The organism is Intestinibacter sp., from assembly GCF_022780145.1.
Lineage (GTDB): Bacteria > Bacillota > Clostridia > Peptostreptococcales > Peptostreptococcaceae > Intestinibacter.
The window spans coordinates 1-2,726 of record NZ_JALEXO010000179.1 but is presented as its reverse complement, the minus strand read 5'-3'; the positions used below and the strand labels follow the sequence as shown (position 1 = coordinate 2,726).

The window sequence follows — 2,726 nt, the reverse complement described above, 5'->3', positions numbered from 1 at the left end:
AATACATGTAGTTTATATTTTATTGTTTGTATTTAAACGCATTGTATATATTTTAGAAAAAATTTATTAATTTATGAATGGAATGTGATTTTATGAAAATTTGTAGCAAATGTGGAAGTAAAAATAAAAACGATGCAATTTATTGTAAGGATTGTGGGGGAAGATTAGACGAGATAATGCAACAACCTCAAAGTCACCAAAAATCAAGTACAAAAGTAATAGCATTAATTGTGGGAATTGTTGCAGTAATTTTAGTTGCTTTATTGAGTAAAGATACTATAATGTATAAATACTATGTATCTAAGGGGAATCAACAAGTTCAGTCATGGAAGGCAGTAGAATATTATACAGAAGCATTAAAATTAAATTATGATTATGAGATTCTAAGTAAAATAGAAAATGAGGTATTAGACAGTGGTTCATATTCGACATCTTTACTAAAATCGTTAGAAAATGTTTTAAGAGGACATGATTTTGATAATTTATCTATAGATGTTTATGTCAAAGAGGCCGAAAAAGCCTTCGAAGCCGACGATTATAAATCTTGTGAAAATTATTTAAAGAAAGCACAAAGTTATGGATATCGTGTAAGAAATTTTGTATATTATGATGAACTTATAGAAGCTATTAGTCAAAATAATAGCGACTACGAAGACAACGATAATTATTCAGGTGAATACGACGACGATTACATAATTGCCGACAGTGATGTAAGATATTTGAGCAGAAATGAGCTTAGCAAATATACAAAGGAACAATTGGGATATATAAGAAACGAAATATTTGCTAGACATGGATATATATTTAAGAAGAAGCAATACAGCGATTATTTTGGTAATAAATCTTGGTATGTACCAGATCCAAATTGTACTGGAACAGAAGCTGATTTAAATAGTATTGAGAAGGCTAATGTAAGATTGATAGAAGACATGGAGGGTAATTAGGATAGGTTAGAAATGAGTATATAAAAATACAATTTATAACATAAAAAGCTAAAATACTACAAATTTTATAGAGGATATTAATAATTTAATATAGAATTTGTAGTATATTAAATTATTACAAAAGGAGTGAGGGGAGTAATAATGAATTACGGAACAACAGTAGATTTAACAAAAATACAATTAGATAATAGAAAGCTATATCCATATCAAGAAGCAGCTACAGAAAATTTAAATGAATATTTCGACTTAGAAAATCCTACAAGTCCACAAAATGGATTATTAGTGATGCCTACAGGAAGTGGAAAAACCTTCACAGCAGTCAATTGGCTACTTCAAAGTGCTGTATCAAGAGGATACAAAGTAATATGGTTTGCACACAGAAAGGATTTAATCGAGCAAGCTACATATTCATTTATACATAGAGCACCAATACTACTTAACTACGGTATAAAAAAATTCAGCATTATGCCTATATCAGGAGAACATTATTCGATGTCACAAGCATCAAAAAGCGATGTATATGTGTGTAGCATACAATCAGCTGCATCAAAAAATGGGCTTAGATTTATAAAAAATATGCTCGGCACAAAGGGAAAAGAAAAAGTAGTTGTAGTCATAGACGAAGCACACCATGCAGTTATGCCATCATTTAGAAAAATATTAGATAAAATAACAAAACTTAATAAAAATAGAGTATTTTTAGGACTAACAGCTACCCCTACTAGAATGCAGGAATCTGAGCAAATGAGACTTTATAAAATGTTTGACTGCTTCAAAGATGTTGAAAAAGCCAAAATAAATAAGGACAACCCTAAATTTATTTATGAAGTTAAGTTAAAGGATTTAATTACAAATGGAACTTTAGCCAGTCCTAAATATCAAAGAATAGAGACTAATCTAATAGGAAATGTAGAGTTTGATATAGATAAAAAAGATGAAGAATACTATGAAAAATACGGTGAACTATCAGAAAAAATAAAAGATCAATTAGCAAATTCTGCTTACCGTAATAAAATTATAGTCGACGAATATATAAAAAATAGAGACAAATACGGCAAAACTCTTGTATTTGCAGTAAATAAGAATCATGCATATACTTTGGATCAAGAGTTTAAGAAGGCTTTTAAAGAAAAGAATTTAGATATAACTAGCGAATATTGCATATCAGGGGACAATAATAATCAAGAAAAAATAAACGAATTTAAAAGTAAGAAAGACGGCGTTTTTATAAATGTTCAAATACTAACAGAAGGTAGTGACGTCCCTGATATTCAGACTGTATTTCTTACAAGACAGACTAATAGTGAATCTCTACTTATGCAAATGATAGGTAGGGGCTTGAGGGGAAAGGTTGCAGGTGGAACTGAGACATTAAATGTGGTAGATTTCCATGATACATGGGAAAAATTTAAGTTCTGGCTTGATCCAAAGTTTATAATAGATGGACTAACTGGTGATTCAGATCCAGGTTCTAAGCCTGGTAAAATGGTAAGTATTCCATGGGATGTCACTATGGATATTTATTCTAGAATGGTAGCTAATGTCACAAGCAAATCAAATTCGCCAATAGTTCCTAATGGATGGTATAGTGTGGTAGATGATGATGGCGAGGATTATAGGATAATAGTATTTGATAATCAATTGGAATCTTACAAATCTATAGAATATAATATAGATAAAATCGACGGAAATACTAATGCTATGGATTTGATCAAGAGATATTTTATCTTAGAGGAATCTATTCCTAATGAACATAATATTGAGCAGCTGATTAGATATATT

At 30.0% G+C, this 2,726-nt stretch carries 2 protein-coding genes; both read left to right on the top strand.

Going from position 1 to position 2,726, the window contains the following annotated elements; genetic code table 11:
* The first annotated feature begins 92 nt into the window (after window positions 1-92).
* A complete protein-coding gene (locus MR593_RS07125; RefSeq protein WP_290691324.1) occupies window positions 93-944 on the top strand; it encodes a YARHG domain-containing protein in 852 nt (283 codons plus the stop codon).
* Window positions 945-1,085: 141 nt separating this feature from the next.
* Window positions 1,086-2,726, top strand: a 1,641-nt coding sequence (locus tag MR593_RS07120; RefSeq protein ID WP_290691321.1) for a DEAD/DEAH box helicase, incomplete at its 3' end; no start/stop codon positions are given.